Genomic DNA, 24,903 nt, shown 5'->3' with positions numbered 1-24,903 from the left:
ATAAATTGTTTTTTAACTAACAAGGTGCGAATCGGTCAGGTGAATTACATCACGCTGTTGTCACCACAGCTAAAAGCAATGGTTTGGCTGATCTCTGTAAAGCTTCGTCCAGATTGCTGTTGCCACTCAACAAAGGCTGAGTTAGTCGCCGTCATTGCTCTTTTTGTCGTTCGACCTGAATCAATAATTGCGGTGTTACGTAGGTAAGCCTCTACATCTGAAGACAAAATAAAGGTATCCACACCCATTTGGCGTAAAGTATAAGGGCCAGTATTTCCGCCAAGTCGAGAGCCATGTTTTTTCAAATAAAGCCACAGACCAATCATATCCTCGTTTGGCCAGTCAGCAACCATGCTGGAAAACGAAGGGTGCTCATATCGAGCCGATAGGATCATCTGTGCGTTAGTGGCAATTGACATTACCTTGGTTAAGTGACGGATAATTTTGGGATCTTTAGCTTTTTGTTCCCACTGCTCTTCTGACAACATCAGTAGTGAGGGAATATGAAATTCAAAAAATGCTTGTTCAAAATTCGGCCATTTATTCCTTACCACACGCCAAGATATACCACATTGAAATACTTTCATAGTAAATGCGGACAGCCATCGATCATCTGTAATTTGCAGTAATTGTTGTTTTGCTAAAGGTCGACTTAATAGGGATTCAAGTGCTGGTTCGCCACCTTTACGCTCGGCTGCTCGTTGATAAATTGAAGCAAATTTTTCCATTTTATACTCGTGCTTGTAGACCATGGTTGGTTTCATCGATGAAGCATCATTGTAGATCGCTTGCTGGACTTTTAGAACTGGTATCACAACAAGATTAAATTTGTCTGAATATTCACTCGCTCTGATTGACTGCCTATCTAGTTTGTTACGATGATTGAAAGGTTAGACATTAGTCTACATTGTCGACAATTGTCTTGAAATGATCGGCCTTTATCCGTTATTTTAGCGTTTATTAAATAATATTGTTAACAATGAAGGTTTGTGTGAATCAGATTATCGACAAAGTTGTCGTTACAAATGACAAAGAAAATACCAAGTCAGAGAATCTGACCGAGTACCTAATTGAAGCGATTGTGACCGGTGATATAGAGTCAGGTGCAAAAATATCCGAACCTGAACTAGCCAAACGTTTTGGTGTCAGTCGAGGCCCGTTACGTGAAGCGATTATGCGGGTAGAAGGGCTAGGTTTAATAGAACGCATCCCACATGTGGGGGCTCGGGTTATTTCGTTTTCTCAACATCATTTATCAGAGTTATACGCGGTAAGAGAAGCGCTAGAAGGCATGGCAGCGCGTTTGGCAGCGCGTCATATCAGTGAACCAGAGCTGGTTGCGCTTCAACAGTTATTGTCGAAACACTCGCAACATATAGATGAAGTGGAAGGGCGGTCATATTTTCAACAGCAAGGTGACTTCGATTTTCATTACCGAATTATTAAAGCCAGCCGCAACACAAAATTAATCGCTTTATTGTGTGATGAATTATATCACTTGCTACGCATGTATCGCGCGCAATCTCCTCGATCCCACTCTCGACCAGAGAAAGCGTTAGAAGAACATAAATTTATTTTGCAAGCGATACAAAACCGTGACGAAGAGTTAGCTGAAATGTTAATGAGACGACATATCTCAGGTAGCCGATTGCTTATTGAGCAACAAATGAAATCTGTAAAGGAGACAAAATGATGAGTCTAAGCCAAGGTGCTAAATTTCGATTAGCGGTTAAAGAAAATAACCCATTACAAATCGTAGGAACAATCAATCCATATTGCGCAATGATGGCCAAAAACATTGGGCATCAAGCGATATATCTGTCTGGTGGAGGGATCGCAAACGCTTCTTACGGTTTGCCCGATCTCGGTATTACCACTTTAAATGACGTTTTAGTGGATGTAGAGCGCATAACTAATGCGTGCGATCTTCCATTGATGGTGGATATTGATACCGGCTTTGGCGGCGCATTTAATATTGCAAGAACCATTAAAGCAATGGAAAAAGCCGGTGCTGCCGCAGTACACATGGAAGATCAAGTCGCGCAAAAGCGCTGTGGCCATCGACCGAACAAAGCTATTGTTAGCCAAAATGAAATGACCGATAGGATAAAAGCTGCCGTCGATGCGCGACTTAACCCCGATTTTGTCATTATGGCAAGAACCGATGCTTTAGCAGTAGAAGGCATTGATGCCGCAATTGAACGCTCTATTGCTTGTGTTGAAGCGGGAGCCGATATGATTTTTCCTGAAGCCATGACAGAGTTAGAGCAGTATAAGACTTTCTCGGCTGCATTGGCGTCAGCGACCGGAAAGCATGTACCTATATTGGCTAATATTACTGAGTTTGGTCAAACGCCACTTTACAGTGGTGATGAATTAGCTCAAGCCAATGTGGATATGATTCTTTATCCATTAAGTGCTTTTCGTGCCATGAATAAAGCGGCAGAAATGGTTTACCAACATTTATTAGCTGTGGGTAACCAACAAGCCATGGTAACGCATATGCAAACACGAAAAGAGCTGTATGCCCACCTTAATTATCACGATTACGAAAACAAACTCGATCAACTGTTTTCGCAAGAATAACCTAGCAACGGGTTAATGGATTTTTATGCTTTCTATCGTAACTGCATTTCGTATCACAATTACCACAAGTGAGCACAGATAACCTAAAAAATGCCAGCATTAATACTACTTGTTATAACACAATACAAAACAGCAATATTTTTTAGAAAACATAATAAAAAACAATTACAAACAATAAAAAAACCTACAAATAAAACATTGAAAATAACGTGAATCAATCAAAGCGACCGACCAGGTAGCGGATGAAATAAGGAAAGGAGAACCTCATGTCAGATAAAAAAATAGGCGGAGCGGGACTACGAGGGCAAAGCGCAGGAACAACCTCACTTTGTACTGTTGGACAGTCTGGAACAGGGCTAACTTATCGAGGTTACGACATTACCGACCTCGCAGAGCATGCACAATTTGAAGAAGTCGCCCATTTATTGCTACAAGGTCACTTACCAAATCAAGCCGAATTGGACAAATATAAGGCTCGCCTGATTGGTTTAAGAGGTTTACCCAATGAACTAAAACAAGCCTTAGAATTGATTCCTAAAAGCGCTCATCCAATGGATGTAATGCGTACCGGATGTTCTATGTTGGGGAATCTAGAACAGGAAATGGATTTCAGTCAGCAACAAGCGAGCACAGAAAGACTACTTGCTCTGTTTCCGGCGATGATTTGTTATTGGTATCGCTTTAGCCATGACGGCGTGCGGATTGATACCAACGACACGTCTGAAGACACAATCGGCGGCTACTTCTTAAAAATGTTGACTGGCAAAGCGCCAACGGATCTGCACAAACAAGTCATGCATTGCTCACTAACTGTTTATGCAGAACACGAATTTAATGCGTCTACTTTCGCTGCACGGGTTTGTGCTTCAACATTATCTGACTTGCATTCTTGTATTAGTGCGGCAGTAGGGACATTGCGTGGACCACTTCATGGCGGCGCAAATGAGGCGGCAATGGAAATGATAGAAGGATGGACGTCGCCCGATCAAGCGGAACAAGAGCTTTTGGTGATGCTGAAGAACAAACAAAAAATAATGGGTTTTGGTCATGCGGTTTATCAAGATTGCGATCCTAGAAACGCCTTAATTAAAAAATGGTCACAAGCCCTTTCTAAAGCGGTAGGTGATACACATTTGTATGCGGTTTCTGAGCGTGTGGAGGCGGTAATGAAACGAGAAAAAGGTCTATTTTGTAATGCCGACTTTTTTCATGCATCTGCTTATCATTTCTTAGATATTCCGACCAAATTATTTACGCCTATATTTGTAATGAGTCGTCTAACGGGCTGGGCCGCACATGTTTACGAGCAGCGTGACAATAATCGGATCATTCGCCCAAGTGCAGATTACGATGGTCCTGAGCATCAGCAATGGTTGCCAATAGAACAAAGAAATTAGTTGTCGGTAAGTTGGATCGAGTAGTAGAGGAAGTGAATAGATGAATAGTCAATTTAGAAAATGCTTGCCCGGCACGCAAGTTGAATATTATGACGCACAACAAGCGGTAGATAATCTAGTTGAGGGCGCTTACGCAACCTTACCTTATACCTCTCGTGTGTTAGCTGAAAATTTGGTAAGACGATGTAATCCTGACGATTTAGACGCGGCATTGTTGCAACTTATACAGCGTAAAAAGGACTTAGATTTTCCTTGGTATCCCGCCAGAGTCGTTTGTCACGATATATTGGGTCAAACCGCATTGGTGGATCTAGCCGGGTTGCGTGATGCTATTGCGGAGCAAGGCGGTGACCCAGCAAAAGTGAATCCTGTAGTTGAAACTCAATTAATCGTCGATCATTCTCTCGCGGTGGAGCACGCTGGTTTTGATAACGATGCGTTTGATAAAAATAGAGCGATTGAAGACAGAAGAAATCAAGATAGATTTCATTTTATTGAATGGTGCAAAACTGCATTTGAAAATGTAAATGTGATTCCAGCAGGCAATGGCATCATGCATCAAATTAATTTAGAGAAAATGTCGCCGGTTATTCAAGTTAAAAATGGAGTAGCTTTCCCCGATACGTGTGTCGGGACCGACAGTCACACACCACATGTTGATTCGCTCGGGGTTATCGCAATTGGTGTTGGTGGTTTAGAAGCAGAGACGGTTATGTTAGGGCGTCCATCTATGATGAGACTTCCCGATATTGTCGGAGTGAAATTAACCGGTACTCGTCAGCCAGGAATTACCGCTACAGATATTGTGCTGGCGATTACTGAGTTTTTACGCGCGCAAAAAGTCGTGTCAGCGTACCTGGAGTTTTATGGCGAAGGGGCGAAAGGACTCACCATTGGAGATAGGGCCACAATTTCTAATATGACACCAGAATATGGTGCCTCCGCAGGGATGTTTTATATTGATGAACAAACCATAAATTATTTAAAGTTAACCGGTCGTGACGATAAACAGATCGCTTTAGTAGAGCAGTATGCTAAGCAGACTGGTTTATGGGCAGATGCATTGCAACAGGCACAATATGAGCGCGTACTTGAATTCGATTTATCAGCAGTTCATCGCAATATGGCAGGTCCATCAAATCCTCATCGACGATTACCAACATCCGAACTAACACAGCGTGGCATAGCTAAAGCGTGGAGTAAGCAAGAAGGCAAACTACCTGATGGTGCAGTGATTATCGCGGCAATTACCTCGTGTACTAATACCAGTAACCCGAGAAATGTTATTGCCGCTGGGCTATTAGCTAAAAAGGCCAATCAACTAGGTTTAACCCGTCAACCGTGGGTCAAAACCTCTTTTGCACCAGGTTCTAAAGTCGCCAAATTGTATCTACAAGAATCTGGATTATTACCAGAACTAGAAAAACTCGGCTTTGGTATCGTCGGCTATGCGTGTACAACCTGTAATGGAATGAGTGGCGCATTGGACCCCGCGATTCAGCAAGAAATAATCGCAAGAGACTTATATTCCACCGCAGTATTATCAGGGAATCGAAATTTTGATGGACGAATTCACCCTTACGCTAAACAAGCATTTTTAGCTTCTCCGCCACTGGTGGTAGCTTACGCGTTAGCTGGCACCATTCGGTTTGATATAGAAAAAGATGCGATTGGCACCAATAGTGACGGAGAAGCCATCTATTTAGATGATTTATGGCCAACCGATCAAGAAATAGATGATGTTGTGGAACAATTTGTTAAGCCTGAACAGTTTAATCAAGTCTATATTCAAATGTTCAAAATGACTGACCAGTCAGAAAAGAGCCAACCATTGTACGATTGGCGTGAACAGAGCACTTACATACGTCGTCCTCCATATTGGCAAGGCGCACTTGCTGGCAAGCGAACACTTTCTGCAATGCGACCTTTAGCCATATTACCCGACAACATTACCACCGACCATTTATCACCGTCGAATGCGATATTAGCCTCAAGTGCTGCTGGTGAATATTTGACAAAAATGGGTGTACCAGAAGAGGACTTCAACTCCTATGCTACACACCGTGGTGATCATCTTACCGCTCAACGAGCGACGTTTGCTAATCCGAAACTCTTTAACGAAATGGTGACAGAAAACGGAGCGGTGCGGCAAGGTTCGTTTGCCCGAATAGAACCGGAAGGTAAAGTGACTCGAATGTGGGAAGCGATTGAAACTTACATGCAACGTAAACAACCTTTGCTCATTATCGCAGGTGCGGATTATGGACAAGGTTCGTCGCGAGATTGGGCAGCAAAAGGCGTACGTTTGGCAGGTGTCGAAGTGATTGTTGCCGAAGGTTTTGAGCGGATACATCGTACAAACTTAGTCGGAATGGGGGTTTTACCGCTGGAATTTAAGCCAGGTGATAATCGACATTCACTACAATTGGATGGAACAGAATTGTACGACGTTGTTGGAGAGATCAGACCTGAAGGTGACCTTACCTTAATCGTAACAAGGCAAAATGGCCAAAAAGATCACGTCACGGTTACCTGTCGTTTAAATACCGAAGATGAACTTTCGGTATATAACGCAGGCGGTGTTTTACAACGTTTTGCTCAAGACTTTTTAGCTTAAAAAGGGGAATCGTGATGAATAATGGCACCTCTGAACAAATTAATAATAATTGCGTTGACGTAACACATTTAGCGTCTGAGCAAACCAACCATGGCCAAATTAAAATTCCAGCTACCTATATGCGAGGAGGAACGAGTAAAGGTGTGTTCTTCAATTTACAAGATTTACCTCCAGCAGCTCAGCAACAGGGGGAGATAAGAGATCGTCTATTACTGCGTGTTATCGGCAGTCCAGATCCTTATGCCAAACAAATTGATGGCATGGGTGGAGCAACGTCAAGCACCAGTAAAACGGTAATTGTAAGTAAGAGTAGTCAACCTGATCACGATGTAGATTATTTGTTTGGCCAAGTTTCTATTGATAAACCTTTTGTCGATTGGAGTGGAAATTGCGGTAATTTGTCGGCTGCGGTCGGGCCGTTTGCCATACACAGTGGTTTAGTAGACCAATCAAGAATCCCACATAATGGTGTTGCTGTAGTACGAGTTTGGCAAGTTAATATTCAGAAAACGATTGTAGTACACGTCCCGATTCATAATGGATGCGTGCAAGAAACAGGTGAATTTGAGTTAGATGGCGTAACATTTCCCGCGGCTGAAATTCAAGTCGATTTTGTTAACCCATCGGCAGGAACAGGGGGTATGTTTCCAACCGGAAATTTAATTGACGAATTATTTGTTCCCGGTATAGGCATCCTCAAAGTCACTATGATTAATGCAGGTATTGCCACAATTTTTATTGATGCATCTGCTATTGGTTATCAAGGCACCGAACAACAAGATGACATAAATAATGATGCTACAGCATTGCAGTTATTTGAGAAGATTCGAGCCTATGGCGCAATGAAAATGGGTTTAATAGAGACACTTGAACAAGCTGAAACTCGAGCTCACACGCCTAAAGTTGCCTTTGTTTCAGCGCCGAAAGATTATACTTGTTCAAGTGGCAAAACGGTTAGCGCACAACAGATTGATTTAGTCGTTAGAGCACTTTCAATGGGCAAATTACATCATGCCATGATGGGAACCGCCGCCGTAGCTATTGCAGCAGCAGCCTGTGTGCCAAATACACTAGTTAATATCGCCTCAGGTGGTGGAGAAAAAAATTCTGTTACGTTTGGTCACCCATCAGGAACATTAAAAGTAGGGGCGCACGCTCAACAAAAACAAGGCCAGTGGGTGATTGAAAAAGCAGTGATGAGTCGCAGTGCAAGAATACTAATGGAAGGTTGGGTCAGAGTGCCTGTCGATACCCTTGATACGATCAGTACCAGTAATACTACCAATACCAGCAACACTACCAATATTAATAACTAAATTTAGACACGTTGGAGGAAGCAATATGTCTGCTTATTTTGAAGAATATCAATGGGCTAAAACCCAACCTGAAGACTTTTGGCAAGTACAATCTCAGAATATTGACTGGTTTGAAGCGCCAAAAACAATATTGGAGCAAGATCAAAACGGAATTGAACGCTGGTTTCCAGATGGGGTGATGAATACCGCATGGCTCGCCTTGGATTACCACTGTCAACAGGGCCGAGGTGATAATATTGCGCTAATTTACGATTCACCCGTAACACTAACCAAACGCAAATACAGCTATAATCAGCTACGTGATCAGGTCGCAAAAGTCGCCGGTATGCTGGCCGATAATGGGGTAACTAAAGGTGACCGAGTCGTTATCTATATGCCAATGATCCCAGAAGCTGCGATGGCGATGTTAGCGTGTGCGCGTTTAGGTGCTATTCATTCGGTGGTATTTGGTGGATTTGCGCCGAATGAACTTGCGGTACGAATTGAAGATGCCGAACCCAAAGTTATTATGACTGCTTCTTGTGGAATAGAAATATCAAAAATAATCCCATACAAGCCACTAATTGACCAAGCAATAATGGACAGTCGTTGGAAACCAGACAAAGTATTGGTTTTTCAGCGTAAAGAACAACTGGCGGAGTTGAATAATCAACGAGATGTCGACTGGATAACAGCGGTGGCTAAGGCGAAGAAACACGATTGTGTTGCAGTGAGAGCAACCGATCCACTGTATATTTTGTACACATCAGGAACCACAGGCAAACCTAAAGGGGTGGTGCGTGATAATGGTGGTCATGCTGTGGCAATGAAATACAGTATGAAAACCATTTATAATATGCCACAAGATGGTGTGTTTTGGGCTGCGTCTGATGTGGGATGGGTAGTTGGCCATTCCTATATTGTTTATGCGCCATTGATTCATGGTTGTACTACCATTTTATTTGAAGGTAAGCCGGTTCGAACTCCCGATCCTGGCGCGTTCTGGCGTGTATGTGATGAATATAAAGTGAAGGTTTTGTTTTCTGCACCAACTGCATTTAGAGCGATTAAAAAAGAAGATCCTGATGCGTGTTTATTGGCGAAGTATGATTTATCTCAGCTTGATACTATTTTTATGGCGGGAGAGCGTTTAGACCCTCCAACGTTAGATTGGGTGCTAGAAAAAACCGAAAAGCCAGTAATTGATCATTGGTGGCAAACTGAAACAGGTTGGGCGATAGCGAGTAATCCTACCGGATTAGAAATGATGGAAGTTAAACCAGGCTCTGCGACTGTCGCGGTTCCAGGCTACAATGTGGTGGTGTTAAATGAAGTAGGTGAACTCGTACCGCCTAATCAGCAAGGATTTGTCGCGTTAAAGCGTCCACTCCCTCCTGGAACATTGCCTACGGTTTGGCGCAATCATGATCGATTTGAAAGTGGTTACCTCAGTCAATTCGATGGCTACTATATTTCTGGTGACGGAGGCTATGTAGATCAAGATGGCTACCTGTTTATTATGGGAAGAATCGATGATGTTATCAATGTAGCCGGACATAGGTTATCGACTGGTGAAATGGAAGAAATTGTTGGCGCGCATCCAGCGGTGGCAGAATGTGCCGTTATTGGTGTCCATGACGAACTCAAAGGTCAACTGCCCTTAGGGTTGGTTGTGCTCAAAGATGGTGTCAAAATGGATGAATTGGTTTTGCAAGGTGAACTGATTGGTAAAGTTCGTACAGAAATAGGTGCCGTTGCGTGTTTTAAACATGCGTTAGTGGTGGACCGACTACCTAAAACTCGCTCGGGAAAGATTTTGCGTCGCATTATCCGTCAGATTGCTGATGGTGAGTCATATACCGTGCCTTCTACTATTGATGATCCAAGTAGCTTAACTGAAATGGAACGAGTGCTTCATCATGATTAATATTAAATTTTCGATAAATTAGTCACTTAATTGAATCGTTACAATATCGATGACCGATATTACCAGATCAAGCAAAGACGCTTACTAATGAGCGTCTTTGCTTTTTTAATTTTGGAATCATCGTTGTTTTTATCTTAGAATGATGGTTGATTCGTTTAATATTTATGCTGTTGTTTATTTTGAAATAATTATTGGTATAGTGGGGTTAAATTCCAGTGAATCAATATCTTATATAGGATTTAATTTTGACTTCTGTTTTAATCCGCGCCGCGTGTTTAGACGATCTTGAACAACTTAACCGCTTGATGTTCGAGCTGCATGATTTTCACCATCAGAGTTATCCAAGTGATATAAAAACCGCTGAAGAGATTGAACAGCAAAAATCGATTAGCCGCTATTTAGATGACCCAGAATGTTTAGTGTATGTCGCGATAGATCAGCAGACAGATAGAGTGCTGGGCTTTGTTACTGGTCATTTTTGTGAATTGGTTTCGGTAATCAGCAAACCTATCTTAATGGGCAGTGTTGATGAGCTATTTGTGTCATTGGAATATCGAAAGCAAAAAATAGCAGAACAATTAATGCAACGAATCGAGCTTATCTTTGAACAATACGGTGTTAAAAAAGTATTCGTTGAGGTTTGGGACTTTAATCAACCCGCAAAAGCCTTTTACCAAAAAAAAGGCTTTGATCATCACATCCATTGGATGTGTAAATCAATCGCCCGCTGATAGGGTGGTAAATAGTGAGTAATTTTGAGTTGGTTAAATCCAAGTTACTTAAACTTGGATTCGTTTATCTTGATGACAAATACCGAGTCATTTAGTTACTTTAGCTACTTAGTATTGAGTATGAATTTTTCTATCACCTGTGCCACACCAGATTCATCATGAGTAGCCGTAATATAGTCAGCAAGTGCTTTTGTTTGCTCTGTGGCGTTACCCATTGCGACACCTAATCCCGAATATTCAATCATATGATGGTCATTTTCGGCGTCACCCATACTGATTATTTCGCTCGAGTCTATGCCTAAATGCTTAGCTACAGCGGCCACACCAACTCCTTTATTGCTTTGTTTATGCAAAAACTCTAAAAAGATAGAAGCACTGCGTACAATAGTGTAATCATCATAGAGCTCGGAAGTAAGTTGCGGGGTAACCGCATCAAGTTTTTCTGGCGAATCGGCAAACATCGCTTTAACAATTCCATCTTCATCTTCTAATTGCGAGAAATCGAATTCTTGAGCAGTGATGCCATTTATATCTGATTCATGCTGCGTATATTGATTATGTTTAGGGGTAATTAAGCCATGCTTAATACTAAACGCATGCATGTTGACCCCCAACTCTCGGGCAAGTTGAGCGACTCTTTTTGCATCTTTACCTGTCACAATTTGACTGTGTACCATGCCAAGATCAGACACTCTGTGTACATATGAACCATTGGAGGAAACCACAAAGTCTTTGTCGGTGGTTAGTTCAAGTTCTTGCAATTTTTCTTGCATGCCTGCTAATGGTCGCCCAGAAGCGAGAATCACTGTTACACCTAGCGCACGAGCTTGCGCAATTGCTTGTTTATTTCTTTGAGTGATCTGCTTTTCACTGTTTAACAGTGTTCCATCCATATCTAGCGCAACTAATTTATACATACTTAACCTTAAGGTAACAAAAAACAGTCATTTGGATAAAGAATACACTAGTTCTAAACCCGCTTAAATATAAGTTCTATCTGGCGTCAAATTTAAGGTCCAACTTATTTTAAATATCACTAATAATTGACCTGGCATATAGAGTCAATTAATGTCGTTAAAAAATAAGCTTGGGGATAATAAATGAAAAAAGCCGTTGTGGTGTTTAGTGGCGGACAAGACTCGACTACTTGTTTAGTCAAAGCTCTAAAAGAGTTCGATCAAGTGCACGCTATCACTTTTGATTATGGTCAAAGACATAAATTAGAAGTTGAGATTGCTCAGAAACTGGCTAAAAAATTGGGTGTTGTTGCCCATAAAGTAATGGATGTGAGTTTGTTAAATGAACTAGCGATTAGTTCATTGACTCGCGATGATATTGCTGTTTCAGACGAGCTGCAATCTAACGGATTACCTAACTCATTTGTTCCTGGACGTAATATCCTTTTTCTCACTTTAGCTGCAATATATGCTTATCAGATCGGTGCGAAAGTTATCATTACTGGGGTCTGTGAAACTGACTTTTCAGGTTATCCGGATTGCCGTGATGACTTTGTCAAATCACTTAATACTGCTCTGATTAAAGGAATGGATAGGGAGCTAACAATTGAAACGCCTTTAATGTGGTTGAATAAAGCCGAAACATGGGCCTTGGCTGATCAATACAACTCACTACAATTAATTAAAGAGCAAACGTTGACTTGTTACAATGGTGTGATTGGTGATGGTTGTGGTGATTGCCCATCGTGTAAATTGAGACAAACTGGATTAAATGACTATCTAGCGAATCAATCAAGCGTCGTTGCTAGTCTGATACATAAGCAGACATAAATTATTATTATTATTCATTTAGATAATTCAGAGTTAAAAATACCTTTTACTAAATGGAAGTTGTAACAAAGTGTAAATTGAAAGCCCAATAATGGGCTTTCTTAATAGAAAATCAGATAAATATTTATAGGTATAATTTAGCCAGGTCTGAAGGTTCCATTTCTTTACCTTCAAGATTTTCATTCCAGTTGGTTCCTACCAGTACACCATCTTCAGATAGAGTAATTAACCAGTCTTCTACAAATACGTCTAATGGGATTTCACATATTTCGAACTCGGCCCATTCCTCTACGTTATGAATGCCCGCACTTTCTTTACTAGACCAAAATGGCATGACTTCGCTGTTCTCAAATTCTGATGAATCACAGGCGAGCCAATCTCCGTCACTGTTTTTTAACCCCCAAACTAATTGATTTTTTCTTGTTTGATCAATAAACAATTGTAAGTTTTGAGCGGTATCAGATGTTAGTTTTGTCATGGCATTTTTCTCAGTATATTTAGTAAGTTAAGATTATCACCTTTAGCTATATAAAATAATACTTTTTTATTCAGAAAGTTGTATAGCATGATATACTGTTAATATATGGGTGCACATTTAACAAAATTGTAAAACTCATGATTTGACTCAAAATAATGTCCTATCTGATGAGCCACTCATTCAATTCAGATGTTTCGGCAGGCAGTTCAAGCTATAAGTAAAATGTTGGGGAATAAAAGTATGACTGAACAAATTTTAACTCAAAATGGATTAGTGACATCGAGTATTGGTGATGCCATCTTGATTCGACCAGGATCGGCGGCTACAAACGTTCAATCTGGCATGCAATTACTCGCAAACGACATTCTACTTACTCCTAATAATGCCGAAGTTATCGTTCAAATAAATGGGCAACTTGTTATTGTCGATAAAAATTGCCTATCTTGTCTTGCACCAGAAAATCAAAGCCAAAGCACAGATAATCCATTGGTTGTAGGCCCAGTAGGTGCCGAATTGACGGTAGATACTGATGCAGTTGACAATCAACAGCTATCATTTGATGGTGACGATATTGCTGCAATACAACAAGCTATTTTAGATGGTGTCGACCCGACACTTGCGTTAGAAGCAGCAGCTGCAGGTGGGCCAGGTGTAACGAGTGCATTGGGCGGTTTTGGCACTATTGATTATACTTACGCTGAATTGCTTGCTTCTACTTACTTCCAGACTCAAGGTTTTGAAAGAACAGGAAATGAAGAAGATGAAGACCGAAACTTAATTCTTCCTGGTTCGGGCGGCGAAAGCGCCAGTATATCATTGACTGAAAGTGAAATAGGGGCCGCAGCGTCATCCTCGGTATTAACCACTGTAGTGGAGGCTGGTACACGACCTCTTGACCCAACAACGTTTACATTTGAAGCTGAGCAACTTACCGATCTTATTGCTGAACTTAATAGTGAAATTACTTCTTCTGGTGAAGCGGTAGTGTTTAGTTTTGATGCAAATACCAATAGCATCATCGGCGTCCAAGGTGACGTAACTATTGTTACCATTACTCTAGATGCTAACTCAGTTGGAAGTAATGTTGAGTTGTCCCTAACAACAACGTTAGAACAACCTATTGATCACAATGTTTCTCAAGGGAACACTGGTTTAGTAAGATTTACCGACGATACCTTAGCAATAGATGTGTCGATTCAGGGACAAGACACCAATGGTAATTATTTGGTTAACCCGGTGACATTAACACCAACGATAAATGATGGTGTTAATCAATCAGCGGTTGACGTTAATATCGAATATACAGAAACAGTTGACTTAAGTGTGGATAATCCGGCTACCTTTGAAGGTTCGGTAATTGATATTGGTTCGGACTATTTACAAGATATTCGTTTTGATGAGTCTGCACTAAACCTATTTGATGATGTGTTAAGTAATAATCAATCGTTAGATGTTGTGTTGTCAGATGATGGACGCACGTTAAGTGTCTTTATCGCAGGTGAACCAGACAATTTGGTATTTGAAGCAACAGTTGATTTGGACGGTAATTATTCCATTAGCCAATATCAATCATTCGAGCAAGATAATAATCTGTCCGATGCTCTTAATATTCTTCTTCCTATTACATCAACTGACTTTGATGGTGATCAAGTTAGCAATTCACTTAATTATACGGTGATTGATGGTTCAGTTGCTAGTGCTGATGATAGCAGCGTAGCGTGGACGGAAAGCGAAATAGGGCAAACTATTTCGACTGACAGCAATGGCGATCCGCTCGCGATTGTGATCACGCAAGGCAGCGACGATGTGCAGTCGGTAACCTTCAATGACGATGTGTTAACCAACGATGCGTGGACTGGCTTAACCAGTAACAACTTGGACACCAACGTGGCCATCATTAACGATGGCACCACAGTCGTGGTGTACACCGGTACCGATCCGGAAGACGCCAGCAGCTATGTGCTATCAGCCAACATCAATACCGATGGCACGTATGATCTGACCCAACATCAAGCGATTGAGCAAAGTAACGCCGAGGGCGATGTCACCGACTTGACGCTAGGCGTGGATATCACCGACACCGACGGCGATACCGTTGAAAATGCTGCTAACATTGCGATTGCCATTACTGATGGCGCGTTGGCGACGGCGGAAAGCAGCAGCGTGGCGTGGACGGAGACTGAAGTAGGGCAAACTATTTCGACTGATAGCAATGGCGATCCGCTCGCGATTGTGATCACGCAAGGCAGCGACGATGTGCAGTCGGTAACCTTCAATGACGATGTGTTAACCAACGATGCGTGGACTGGCTTAACCAGTAACAACTTGGACACCAACGTGGCCATCATTAACGATGGCAGCACAGTGGTGGTGTACACCGGTACCGATCCGGAAGACGCCAGCAGCTATGTGCTATCAGCCAACATCAATACCGATGGCACGTATGATCTGACCCAACATCAAGCGATTGAGCAAAGTAACGCCGAGGGCGATGTCACCGACTTGACGCTAGGCGTGGATATCACCGACACCGACGGCGATACCGTTGAAAATGCCGCTAACATCACTATTGCCATTACCGATGGCGCGTTAGCGACGGCGGAAAGCAGCAGCGTGGCGTGGACCGAAACCGAAGCGGCGCAGACTATTTCGACTGACAGCAATGGCGATCCACTCGCAATCACTATTGCGCAAGGCAGCGACGATGTGCAGTCGGTAATCTTCAATGATGATGTACTCACTAACGATGCGTGGACTGGCTTAACCAGCAACAATCTGGACACCAACGTGGCCATCATTAACGATGGCAGCACGGTGGTGGTGTACACCGGCACCGATCCGGAAGACGCCAGTAGCTATGTGCTATCAGCCAACATCAATACCGATGGCACGTATGATCTGACTCAACATCAAGCGATAGAGCAGAACAACGCCGAGGGCGATGTCACCGACTTGACGCTAGGCGTGGATATCACCGACACCGACGGCGATACCGTTGAAAATGCTGCTAACATCAGCATCGCCATTACCGATGGCGCGTTAGCGACGGCCGAAAGCAGCAGTGTAGCGTGGACCGAAACTGAAGTAGGGCAAACGATTTCGACCGACAGCAACGGCGATCCGTTAGCGATTGTGATCACGCAAGGCAGCGATGATGTTGACTCCGTAACCTTCAATGATGGCGTACTGACTAACGATGCGTGGACGGGTTTAACCAGCAACAATCTGGACACCAACGTGGCCATCATTAACGATGGCAGCACAGTGGTGGTGTACACGGGTAATGATCCGGAAGACGCCAGCAGCTATGTGCTATCAGCCAACATCAATACCGATGGCACGTATGATCTGACCCAACATCAAGCAATAGAACAGAGCAATGCCGAGGGTGATGTCACCGACTTGACGCTAGGCGTGGACATCACCGACACCGACGGCGATACCGTTGAAAATGCTGCTAACATTGCGATTGCCATTACTGATGGCGCGTTGGCGACGGCGGAAAGCAGCAGCGTGGCGTGGACGGAGACTGAAGTAGGGCAAACTATTTCGACTGACAGCAACGGCGAACCACTCGCGATTGCTATTACGCAAGGCAGCGATGATGTTGACTCCGTAACCTTCAATGATGACGTACTGACTAACGATGCGTGGACCGGCTTAACCAGCAACAATCTTGACACCAACGTGGCCATCATTAACGATGGCAGCACAGTGGTGGTGTACACGGGTAATGATCCGGAAGACGCCAGCAGCTATGTGTTGTCGGCCAACATCAATACCGATGGCACGTATGATCTGACCCAACATCAAGCGATTGAGCAAAGCAACGCCGAGGGCGATGTCACCGACTTGACGCTAGGCGTGGACATCACCGACACCGACGGCGATACCGTTGAAAATGCTGCTAACATCAGCATCGCCATTACCGATGGCGCGTTAGCGACGGCCGAAAGCAGCAGCGTAGCCTGGACGGAAACTGAAGCGGCGCAAACGATTTCGACCGACAGCAACGGCGATCCACTTGCGATTGTGATCACGCAAGGTAGCGACGATGTGCAGTCGGTAACCTTCAATGATGATGTGTTAATCAACGATGCGTGGACCGGCTTAACCAGCAACAATCTGGACACCAACGTGGCCATCATTAACGATGGCAGCACAGTGGTGGTGTACACCGGCACCGATCCGGAAGACGCCAGTAGCTATGTGCTATCAGCCAACATCAATACCGATGGCACGTATGATCTGACCCAACATCAAGCGATTGAGCAAAGTAACGCCGAGGGCGATGTCACCGACTTGACGCTAGGCGTGGACATCACCGACACCGACGGCGATACGGTTGAAAATGCTGCTAACATTGCGATTGCCATTACTGATGGCGCGTTGGCGACGGCGGAAAGCAGAAGCGTGGCGTGGACGGAGATTGAAGCGGCGCAAACTATTTCGACCGACAGCAACGGCGATCCGCTCGCGATTGTTATTGCGCAAGGCAGCGACGATGTTGACTCCGTAACCTTCAATGACGATGTGTTAACCAACGATGCGTGGACCGGTTTAACCAGCAACAACCTGGACACCAACGTGGCCATCATTAACGATGGCAGCACAGTGGTGGTGTACACGGGTAGTGATCCGGAAGATGCCAGCAGCTATGTGTTGTCGGCCAACATTAATACCGATGGCACGTATGATCTGACCCAACATCAAGCAATAGAACAGAGTAACGCCGAGGGCGATGTCACCGACTTGACGCTAGGCGTGGATATCACCGACACCGACGGCGATACCGTTGAAAATGCCGCTAACATTGCGATTGCCATTACCGATGGCACGTTAGCGACGGCGGAAAGCAGCAGCGTGGCCTGGACGGAAACTGAAACGGCACAAACCATCAGTACTGACAGCAATGGCGATCCACTCGCAATCACTATTGCGCAAGGCAGCGACGATGTTGACTCCGTAACCTTCAATGACGATGTGTTAACCAACGATGCGTGGGCCGGTTTAACCAGCAACAATCTGGACACCAACGTGGCCATCATTAACGATGGCAGCACAGTGGTGGTGTACACCGGCACCGATCCGGAAGACACCAGTAGCTATGTGCTATCAGCCAACATCAATACCGATGGCACATACAGCTTGACTCAGCACCAAGCGATTGAACAAAGCAACGCTGACGGTGACGTTAACAACCTAAGCCTTGGTGTGGATATCACCGACACCGATGGTGATATCGTGTCTAATGCCGCCAACATCAGCATCGCCATTACCGATGGCGCGTTAGCGACGGCCGAAAGCAGCAGCGTAGCCTGGACGGAAACTGAAGCGGCGCAAACTATTTCGACTGACAGCAACGGCGATCCACTCGCGATTGTTATTGCGCAAGGCAGCGACGATGTTGACTCCGTAACCTTCAATGATGATGTACTGACTAACGATGCGTGGACTGGCTTAACCAGTAACAACTTGGACACCAACGTGGCCATCATTAACGATGGCAGCACAGTGGTGGTGTACACGGGGAGTGATCCGGAAGACGCCAGTAGCTATGTGTTGTCGGCCAACATCAATACCGATGGCACGTATGATCTGACCCAACATCAAGCAATAGAACAGAGCAATGCCGAGGGCGATGTCACCGACTTGACGCTAGGCGTGGACATCACCGACACCGACGGCGATACCGTTGAAAATGCCGCTAACATCAGCATCGCCATTACCGATGGCGCGTTAGCGACGGCCGCAAGCAGCAGTGTAGCGTGGACGGAGACTGAAGCGGCGCAGACCATCAGTACTGACAGTAACGGCGATCCGCTCGCGATTGTTATTACGCAAGGCAGCGACGATGTTGACTCCGTAACTTTCAATGATGACGTACTGACTAACGATGGGTGGACTGGCTTAACCAGCAACAATCTGGACACCAACGTGGCCATCATTAACGATGGCAGCACAGTGGTGGTGTACACCGGCACCGATCCGGAAGACGCCAGCAGCTATGTGTTGTCGGCCAACATCAATACCGATGGCACGTACAGCTTTACTCAACATCAAGCAATAGAACAGAGCAATGCCGAGGGCGATGTCACCGACTTGACGCTAGGCGTAGATATCACCGACACCGACGGCGATACCGTTGAAAATGCCGCTAACATCAGCATCGCGATTACCGATGGCGCGTTAGCGACGGCCGAAAGCAGCAGCGTAGCCTGGACGGAAACTGAAGCGGCGCAAACTATTTCGACCGACAGCAACGGCGATCCACTCGCGATTGTTATTGCGCAAGGCAGCGACGATGTTGACTCCGTAACCTTCAATGATGATGTACTGACTAACGATGCGTGGACTGGCTTAACCAGCAACAATCTGGACACCAACGTGGCCATCATTAACGATGGCAGCACAGTGGTGGTGTACACCGGCACCGATCCGGAAGACGCCAGCAGCTATGTGTTGTCGGCCAACATCAATACCGATGGCACGTATGATTTGACCCAACATCAAGCGATAGAACAGAGCAACGCTGATGGTGACGTCAACAACCTAAGCCTTGGTGTGGATATTACCGACACTGACGGGGATACCGTTGAAAATGCCGCTAACATCAGCATCGCCATTACCGATGGTGCGTTAGCGACGGCGGAAAGCAGCAGTGTAGCGTGGACGGAAACTGAAGCGGCGCAAACTATTTCGACCGACAGCAACGGCAATCCACTCGCAATCACTATTACGCAAGGCAGCGACGATGTTGACTCCGTAACCTTCAATGATGGCGTACTGACTAACGATGCGTGGGCCGACTTAACCAGCAACAATCTGGACACCAATGTGGCCATCATTAACGATGGCACAACAGTGGTGGTGTACACCGGCACCGATCCGGAAGATACCAGCAGCTATGTGTTGTCGGCTAACATTAATACTGATGGTACATACAGCTTTACTCAGCACCAAGCGATTGAACAAAGCAATGCCGAGGGCGATGTTACCGACTTGACGCTAGGCGTAGATATTACCGACACCGACGGCGATACTGTTGAAAATGCTGCTAACATTGCGATTGCGATTACCGATGGCGCGTTAGCGACGGCCGCAAGCAGCAGTGTAGCGTGGACGGAGACTGAAGCGGCGCAGACTATTTCGACCGACAGCAACGGCGATCCACTCGCGATTGTTATTGCGCAAGGCAGCGACGATGTTGACTCCGTAACCTTCAATGATGATGTACTGACTAACGATGCGTGGACTGGCTTAACCAGCAACAATCTGGACACCAACGTGGCCATCATTAACGATGGCAGCACAGTGGTGGTGTACACCGGCACCGATCCGGAAGACGCCAGCAGCTATGTGCTATCAGCCAACATCAATACCGATGGCACGTATGATCTGACCCAACATCAAGCGATTGAGCAAAGCAACGATGACGGTGACGTTAACAACCTAAGCCTTGGTGTGGATATTACCGATACCGACGGCGATATCGTGTCTAATGCCGCCAACATCAGCATCGCCATTACCGATGGCGCGTTAGCGACGGCGGAAAGCAGCAGTGTAGCGTGGACGGAAACTGAAGCGGCGCAAACTATTTCAACTGACAGCAACGGCGATCCACTCGCAATCACTATTACGCAAGGCAGCGACGATGTTGACTCCGTAACCTTCAATGACGATGTGCTCACTAACGATGCGTGGGCCGGTTTAACCAGCAACAATCTGGACACCAACGTGGCCATCATTAACGATGGCACCACGGTGGTGGTGTACACCGGCACAGACAGTGGCAATGCTGCCAATTATGTGTTGTCGGCCAACATCAATGCCGATGGCACGTATGATCTAACCCAACATCAAGCAATAGAACAGAGCAATGCCGAGGGCGATGTCACCGACTTGACGCTAGGCGTGGACATCACCGACACCGACGGCGATACCGTTGAAAATACCGCTAACATCAGCATCGCCATTACCGATGGCGCGTTAGCGACGGCCGAAAGCAGCAGCGTAGCCTGGATGGAAACTGAAGCGGCGCAAACTATTTCGACCGACAGCAACGGCGATCCACTCGCGATTGTTATTGCGCAAGGCAGCGACGATGTTGACTCCGTAACCTTCAATGATGACGTACTGACTAACGATGCGTGGACGGGTTTAACCAGCAACAATCTGGACACCAACGTGGCCATCATTAACGATGGCAGCACAGTAGTGGTGTTTACTGGCACAGACAGTGGCAATGCTGCCAATTATGTGTTGTCGGCCAACATCAATACCGATGGCACGTATGATCTGACCCAACATCAAGCGATTGAGCAAAGTAACGCCGAGGGCGATGTCACCGACTTGACGCTAGGCGTGGATATTACCGACACCGACGGCGATACCGTTGAAAATGCTGCTAACATTGCGATCGCCATTACCGATGGCGTATTAGCAACGGCCGAAAGCAGCAGTGTAGCCTGGATGGAAACTGAAGCGGCGCAGACTATTTCGACTGACAGTAATGGTGATCCACTCGCGATTGTGATCACGCAAGGCAGCGACGATGTTGACTCCGTAACCTTCAATAATGACGTACTGACTAACGATGCGTGGGCCGGCTTAACCAGCAACAATCTGGACACCAATGTGGCCATCATTAACGATGGCAGCACAGTGGTGGTGTACACGGGTAGTGATCCGGAAGACGCCAGCAGTTATGTGTTGTCGGCTAACATTAATACCGATGGTACATACAGCTTTACTCAGCACCAAGCCATAGAACAGAGCAACGCTGACGGTGACGTTAACAACCTAAGCCTTGGTGTGGATATCACCGACACCGATGGTGATATCGTGTCTAATGCCGCCAACATCAGCATCGCCATTACCGATGGCGCGTTAGCCACGGCCGAAAGCAGCAGCGTAGCCTGGACGGAAACTGAAGCGGCGCAAACTATTTCGACCGACAGCAACGGCGATCCACTCGCGATTGTTATTGCGCAAGGCAGCGACGATGTTGACTCCGTAACCTTCAATGATGATGTACTGACTAACGATGCGTGGACTGGCTTAACCAGCAACAATCTGGACACCAACGTGGCCATCATTAACGATGGCAGCACAGTGGTGGTGTACACGGGTAATGATCCGGAAGACGCCAGTAGCTATGTGCTATCGGCCAACATTAATACTGATGGCACGTATGATCTGACCCAACATCAAGCAATAGAACAGAGCAATGCCGAGGGCGATGTTAACAACCTAAGCCTTGGTGTAGATATTACCGACACCGACGGCGATACCGTTGAAAATGCCGCTAACATCGGCATCACCATTACCGATGGCACGTTAGCGACGGCCGAAAGCAGCAGCGTGGCGTGGACCGAAACCGAAGCTGCGCAGACCATCAGTACTGACAGCAACGGCGATCCACTCGCAATCACTATTGCGCAAGGCAGTGATGATGTTGACTCCGTAACCTTCAATGACGATGTACTCACTAATGATGCGTGGGCCGGTTTAACCAGCAACAATCTTGAGACCAACGTGGCCATCATTAACGATGGCAGCACGGTGGTGGTGTTTACTGGTACAGAAAGTGGCAATGCTGCCAATTATGTGTTGTCGGCCAACATCAACACCGATGGTACATACAGCTTTACTCAGCACCAAGCGATTGAACAAAGCAACGCTGACGGTGACGTTAACAATTTAAGTTTGAGTGTCGATATCACCGACACCGACGGCGATACCGTTGAAAATGCCGCTAACATCAGCATCGCCATTACCGATGGCGCGTTAGCGACGGCGGAAAGCAGCAGCGTGGCCTGGACCGAAACTGAAACGGTACAAACCATCAGTACTGACAGCAATGACGATCCACTCGCAATCACTATTGCGCAAGGCAGCGACGATGTGCAGTCGGTAACCTTCAATGATGACGTGCTCACTAACGATGCGTGGGCCGACTTAACCAGCAACAATCTGGACACCAACGTGGCCATCATTAACGATGGCAGCACGGTGGTGGTGTACACCGGCACCGATCCGGAAGACGCCAGTAGCTATGTGCTATCAGCCAACATCAATACCGATGGTACATACAGCTTTACTCAGCACCAAGCGATTGAACAAAGCAACGCCGAGGGCGATGTCACCGACTTGACGCTAGGCGTGGACATCACCGACACCGACGGCGATACCGTTGAAAATGCCGCCAACATTGCGATTGCCATTACCGATGGCACGTTAGCGACGGCGGAAAGCAGCAGCGTGGCGTGGACGGAAACTGAAGCGGCGCAGACCATCAGTACCGACAGTAATGGCGATCCGTTAGCGATTGTTATTACGCAAGGCAGTGATGATGTTGACTCCGTAACCTTCAATGACGATGTGTTAACCAACGATGGGTGGACTGGCTTAACCAGCAACAATTTGGACACCAACGTGGCCATCATTAACGATGGCAGCACAGTGGTGGTCTACACGGGTAATGATCCGGAAGACGCCAGCAGCTATGTGCTATCAGCCAACATCAATACTGATGGTACATACAGCTTTACTCAGCACCAAGCGATTGAACAAAGCAACGCTGAGGGCGATGTTACCGACTTGACGCTAGGCGTGGACATCACCGACACCGACGGTGATACCGTTGAAAATGCCGCCAACATCAGCATCGCCATTACCGATGGCGCGTTAGCCACGGCCGAAAGCAGCAGCGTGGCCTGGATGGAAACTGAAGCGGCGCAGACTATTTCGACTGACAGTAATGGTGATCCGCTCGCGATTGTTATTACGCAAGGCAGTGACGATGTTGACTCCGTAACTTTCAATGATGATGTACTGACTAACGATGGGTGGGCCGGGTTAACCAGCAATAATTTGGACACCAATGTGGCCATCATTAACGATGGCAGCACAGTCGTGGTGTACACCGGCACCGATCCGGAAGACGCCAGCAGCTATGTGCTATCAGCCAACATCAACACCGATGGTACATACAGCTTTACTCAGCACCAAGCGATTGAGCAAAGCAACGCCGAGGGCGATGTCACTGATTTGACGCTAGGCGTGGACATTACCGACACCGACGGCGATACCGTTGAAAATGCCGCCAACATTGCGATTGCCATTACCGATGGCGCGTTAGCGACGGCGGAAAGCAGCAGCGTGGCGTGGACGGAAACTGAAGCGGCGCAGACCATCAGTACTGACAGCAACGGCGATCCGCTCGCGATTGTTATTACGCAAGGCAGCGACGATGTTGACTCCGTAACCTTCAATGATGATGTACTGACTAACGATGCGTGGGCCGGCTTAACCAGCAACAATTTGGACACCAATGTGGCCATCATTAACGATGGCACCACAGTGGTGGTGTACACGGGTAGTGATCCGGAAGACGCCAGCAGCTATGTGCTATCAGCCAACATCAACACCGATGGTACATACAGCTTTACTCAGCACCAAGCGATTGAGCAAAGCAACGCCGAGGGCGATGTCACTGATTTGACGCTAGGCGTGGACATTACCGACACCGACGGCGATACCGTTGAAAATGCCGCCAACATTGCGATTGCCATTACCGATGGCGCGTTAGCGACGGCGGAAAGCAGCAGCGTGGCGTGGACGGAAACTGAAGCGGCGCAGACCATCAGTACTGACAGCAACGGCGATCCGCTCGCGATTGTTATTACGCAAGGCAGCGACGATGTGCAGTCGGTAACCTTCAATGATGATGTGTTAACCAACGATGCGTGGACCGGTTTAACCAGCAACAACCTGGACACCAACGTGGCCATCATTAACGATGGCAGCACAGTGGTGGTGTACACGGGTAGTGATCCGGAAGATGCCAGCAGCTATGTGTTGTCGGCCAACATTAATACCGATGGCACGTATGATCTGACCCAACATCAAGCAATAGAACAGAGTAACGCCGAGGGCGATGTCACCGACTTGACGCTAGGCGTGGATATCACCGACACCGACGGCGATACCGTTGAAAATGCCGCTAACATTGCGATTGCCATTACCGATGGCACGTTAGCGACGGCGGAAAGCAGCAGCGTGGCCTGGACGGAAACTGAAA

The 24,903-nt window shown here is 46.1% G+C and carries 12 protein-coding genes (1 of these 12 cut by a window edge); 9 read left to right on the top strand and 3 right to left on the bottom strand.

Annotation, left to right across the window (positions count from 1 at the left end):
- Window positions 1-44: 44 nt before the first annotated feature.
- Window positions 45-728, bottom strand: coding sequence for a DNA-3-methyladenine glycosylase I (locus ACLKML_RS18850; RefSeq protein ID WP_413284503.1), 684 nt, complete (start codon window positions 726-728; stop codon window positions 45-47).
- Window positions 729-991: 263 nt separating this feature from the next.
- Between ACLKML_RS18850 and ACLKML_RS18845 the strand changes: the two genes are divergently transcribed.
- The 7 genes from ACLKML_RS18845 (at window position 992) to ACLKML_RS18815 (ending at window position 10,553) form a co-directional block, all read left to right on the top strand.
- A complete protein-coding gene (locus ACLKML_RS18845; RefSeq protein WP_413284502.1) occupies window positions 992-1,693 on the top strand; it encodes a GntR family transcriptional regulator in 702 nt (233 codons plus the stop codon).
- Entirely contained in the window at window positions 1,693-2,586 is an 894-nt protein-coding gene (gene prpB / locus ACLKML_RS18840; protein WP_413285931.1) for a methylisocitrate lyase, read from the top strand. The genes ACLKML_RS18845 and prpB overlap by 1 nt, the downstream gene beginning before the upstream one ends.
- 266 nt (window positions 2,587-2,852) lie before the next feature.
- The gene (prpC, locus tag ACLKML_RS18835; RefSeq protein ID WP_413284501.1) at window positions 2,853-3,983 is read left to right on the top strand and encodes a 2-methylcitrate synthase; all 1,131 of its coding nucleotides are present in this window, start codon (window positions 2,853-2,855) and stop codon (window positions 3,981-3,983) included.
- Window positions 3,984-4,023: 40 nt separating this feature from the next.
- A complete protein-coding gene (acnD, locus tag ACLKML_RS18830; RefSeq protein WP_413284500.1) occupies window positions 4,024-6,600 on the top strand; it encodes a Fe/S-dependent 2-methylisocitrate dehydratase AcnD in 2,577 nt (858 codons plus the stop codon).
- Between the two features lie 14 nt (window positions 6,601-6,614).
- Complete coding sequence (gene prpF, locus ACLKML_RS18825) at window positions 6,615-7,916, top strand: 2-methylaconitate cis-trans isomerase PrpF (RefSeq protein WP_413284499.1); 1,302 nt, start codon at window positions 6,615-6,617, stop codon at window positions 7,914-7,916.
- 25 nt (window positions 7,917-7,941) lie between these two features.
- Window positions 7,942-9,822, top strand: a complete 1,881-nt coding sequence (locus ACLKML_RS18820; protein ID WP_413284498.1) for a propionyl-CoA synthetase — start codon at window positions 7,942-7,944, stop codon at window positions 9,820-9,822.
- A gap of 245 nt (window positions 9,823-10,067) precedes the next feature.
- Complete coding sequence (locus ACLKML_RS18815; RefSeq protein WP_413284497.1) at window positions 10,068-10,553, top strand: N-acetyltransferase family protein; 486 nt, start codon at window positions 10,068-10,070, stop codon at window positions 10,551-10,553.
- A 104-nt stretch (window positions 10,554-10,657) separates the two neighbouring features.
- Here ACLKML_RS18815 and ACLKML_RS18810 read toward each other — a convergent pair whose 3' ends face one another.
- On the bottom strand, window positions 10,658-11,470 hold the full coding sequence (locus tag ACLKML_RS18810) for a Cof-type HAD-IIB family hydrolase (protein ID WP_413284496.1): 813 nt from the start codon (window positions 11,468-11,470) through the stop codon (window positions 10,658-10,660).
- A 183-nt stretch (window positions 11,471-11,653) separates the two neighbouring features.
- On the opposite strand from ACLKML_RS18810, the gene queC reads away from it, so the two are divergent.
- A complete protein-coding gene (gene queC, locus ACLKML_RS18805) occupies window positions 11,654-12,340 on the top strand; it encodes a 7-cyano-7-deazaguanine synthase QueC (RefSeq protein WP_413284495.1) in 687 nt (228 codons plus the stop codon).
- 124 nt (window positions 12,341-12,464) lie between these two features.
- Here the strand turns inward: queC and ACLKML_RS18800 are convergent, their stop codons facing one another.
- Entirely contained in the window at window positions 12,465-12,818 is a 354-nt protein-coding gene (locus ACLKML_RS18800; RefSeq protein ID WP_413284494.1) for a DUF2750 domain-containing protein, read from the bottom strand.
- A gap of 240 nt (window positions 12,819-13,058) precedes the next feature.
- Between ACLKML_RS18800 and ACLKML_RS18795 the strand changes: the two genes are divergently transcribed.
- A protein-coding gene (locus ACLKML_RS18795; RefSeq protein ID WP_413284493.1) for a retention module-containing protein crosses the window boundary here: on the top strand, window positions 13,059-24,903 show its beginning. Its footprint extends 19,985 nt past the window's final position; 11,845 of the gene's 31,830 nt are visible here — the first part of the coding sequence; it begins with the start codon at window positions 13,059-13,061; its stop codon lies beyond the right edge, outside the window.

This window comes from Vibrio sp. MA40-2 (assembly GCF_047302445.1).
Taxonomy (GTDB): domain Bacteria; phylum Pseudomonadota; class Gammaproteobacteria; order Enterobacterales; family Vibrionaceae; genus Vibrio.
The sequence above is the reverse complement of the archived record's forward strand: the minus strand, read 5'-3'. Positions and strand labels throughout refer to the sequence as shown.

Coding starts and splice junctions, on each gene's coding strand:
- acnD (WP_413284500.1), top strand. CDS start 4,024: ATGAATAGTCAATTTAGAAAATGCTTGCCCGGCACGCAAGTTGAATAT.
- queC (WP_413284495.1), top strand. CDS start 11,654: ATGAAAAAAGCCGTTGTGGTGTTTAGTGGCGGACAAGACTCGACTACT.
- prpF (WP_413284499.1), top strand. CDS start 6,615: ATGAATAATGGCACCTCTGAACAAATTAATAATAATTGCGTTGACGTA.
- ACLKML_RS18850 (WP_413284503.1), bottom strand. CDS start 728: ATGGAAAAATTTGCTTCAATTTATCAACGAGCAGCCGAGCGTAAAGGT.
- ACLKML_RS18810 (WP_413284496.1), bottom strand. CDS start 11,470: ATGTATAAATTAGTTGCGCTAGATATGGATGGAACACTGTTAAACAGT.
- prpB (WP_413285931.1), top strand. CDS start 1,693: ATGAGTCTAAGCCAAGGTGCTAAATTTCGATTAGCGGTTAAAGAAAAT.
- ACLKML_RS18800 (WP_413284494.1), bottom strand. CDS start 12,818: ATGACAAAACTAACATCTGATACCGCTCAAAACTTACAATTGTTTATT.
- prpC (WP_413284501.1), top strand. CDS start 2,853: ATGTCAGATAAAAAAATAGGCGGAGCGGGACTACGAGGGCAAAGCGCA.
- ACLKML_RS18820 (WP_413284498.1), top strand. CDS start 7,942: ATGTCTGCTTATTTTGAAGAATATCAATGGGCTAAAACCCAACCTGAA.